Source organism: Vibrio sp. 10N.222.46.A1, from assembly GCF_041473595.1.
In the GTDB taxonomy this organism is placed as follows: Bacteria; Pseudomonadota; Gammaproteobacteria; order Enterobacterales; family Vibrionaceae; genus Vibrio; species Vibrio tasmaniensis_A.
Window position 1 is genome coordinate 1 of sequence record NZ_JBFRSN010001035.1, and the last position, 2,000, is coordinate 2,000.

The following is a 2,000-nucleotide window of genomic DNA, read 5'->3' on the forward strand; positions in this document are numbered from 1 at the left end:
GTATAGGCTATTCTATTTTTTGTCATTGTTTTAATGATCTAGGGGTGATTTTGAAGGATCAAATTCATGCCTCGTTAAGCTAGGTAGCATAAGGCTTGCAGGCGTTTTTAAGGCAAAAACATTTTTTCAATTTGTTTCAATGGAAGAACTGAAAGGCTTTATTATAAAGTTGGAGACAGTGGGGCTACAAAAACGCGGATTTTGTCTGCTCATTAAGAGGTGTAAACTACAGAATTTGTTGGTTTTAGTTAAATGGGGTAGTTAGATGGTACTTATCTGTGCGTTGTGTCTAGTTCTGGTTGGACTAATTTTTGGCTTTCATATACAAGTATCTGAATCAGCAGTAAGCGCCCTTGCTTCAATGGGCTCCATCTTAGGAGGGATGGGAGCGGCTGGAGCAGCATACATCTCGTATAGGTCTACAAAGGAATGGAAGAATGAGTTTTACCATGGAAAATAATATGAGCATGTTTTGCAACTGGAGAGTGTATTACTTGATATAAATGCAGCTTTAGAGCAAGCCATACATGATGAGTCTGTTACGGGAATCGGGCTAATCGGTGTATTGCATAAAGCGACAATTCCATTTCAGAAGGACTATAAACAATCCTTAAACTCACTTCGTTTGATATCAAGAAAGAGCAAGGATGAGTCTGCGATTAATGTACTAGAGCAGTTAGATATAAATGAGATACTGATGTCTATGCACGAACCTTTTTTAAATTACCGAGATAGCCAGTCACGGATCAATGACTACTTTAAGAATAATCCTAATGAGGAAAGGCAACTCTTTGAGATTACAGAAATTAAAGATGATATGAAGCTGAACATCAGTATGTTGTTTGAATTAAACTATATACTTAATAAGTCGGTACAAGATTTAGAAAAATTTAAACAATTGGCCGTTTGAGTGCAATTACTCGTTAGTCTTACATATTGAACACTGTCGCCACTTTATCGCCATGTTAACTTTTTATTTAATGTATCTTTCTGTTTTTAATGTACTTTATTTGAATTGCTCTATAAGACCACATCTTGAATCACCCAAATCGCTAGTTATTCTAAAAACAGCTGCTCTTGAGCGGCTGTTTTGCTATTTGGCGTCGCCTAAATTTACTTAATTACTTAATTACTTAACTTAAAGGCTTAAAACAAAAAACGCCCCGTAGGGCGCTAAGTAAAACGAGTAAAAAAGATTCAGGCTAGTTTACTTGTTGTTTAATGTACTCACCCAGTTCTGAGTGGTGCATGATTTTTGAAACGGGCAGTATTTTCTCTGCTGGGCCCCAAGCAAACACGTTCACTGGTGTGTGAGTATGTGTACCTGTACCCCAAACGATGTTTTGACTTGTTGCCTGTTCACGAGCAAGCAAGTTTCCGCGGTCGTTATAAGGGAAGAATGCATCGAAATCGTTGATAGCAGGCACTTCTTCTGCCGATAAGTATTTGTGTTGAGCCAATCGGTATGGGTTCGGCTTACTCGCTAATACGTTTTTCGCTTGTTCAGCTGTAATAGGGAACTCACTATTCTTGTTGACGATCTCAGCCAGTTTTTCAGGTGTTTGCTGCGCTTTATCCAACTTCTGAAATTCGCTGATCATGCCGTAGTAGCTTTGCTTTTGATTATATAAACCATCAAGAATATCGAATGCGCCAAAGTTGAAGTTAGGTGCATAGTCGCGGTCGGCGAAGGCTTCACCAGAACGTTTTTGTGGTTTTGGTAGGTCGTTAGAAGAGTAGCTGAATCCAAAAGATCCTGTTTCGTGGTCTGCGGTCACAATCACGATCGTGTCTTCACGATTTTTTGCCCATTCATACACAGTTTGGATCGCTTCATCAAACTTGAGCAGTTCATGCAGCATAGTGCCGGCATCGTTACTGTGTCCCGCCCAGTCGATTTGGCCACCCTCGACCATTAGGAAAAAGCCGTCTTCATCTTTGGATAAGATGTTGAGGGCTTTTTGTGTCATCTCTTTCAAACTTGGTTGAGTACGTTCGCC

2 protein-coding genes are annotated in these 2,000 nt (G+C 39.8%); one reads left to right on the plus strand and one right to left on the minus strand.

Features of this window, described 5'->3' with window-relative positions; all coding sequences use genetic code 11:
* Positions 1-472: 472 nt before the first annotated feature.
* Complete coding sequence (locus tag AB4496_RS23410; RefSeq protein ID WP_102257911.1) at positions 473-910, plus strand: hypothetical protein; 438 nt, start codon at positions 473-475, stop codon at positions 908-910.
* 292 nt (positions 911-1,202) lie between these two features.
* Here AB4496_RS23410 and AB4496_RS23415 read toward each other — a convergent pair.
* Positions 1,203-2,000, minus strand: a 798-nt coding sequence (locus AB4496_RS23415; RefSeq protein WP_372132152.1) for an alkaline phosphatase, incomplete at its 5' end; no start/stop codon positions are given.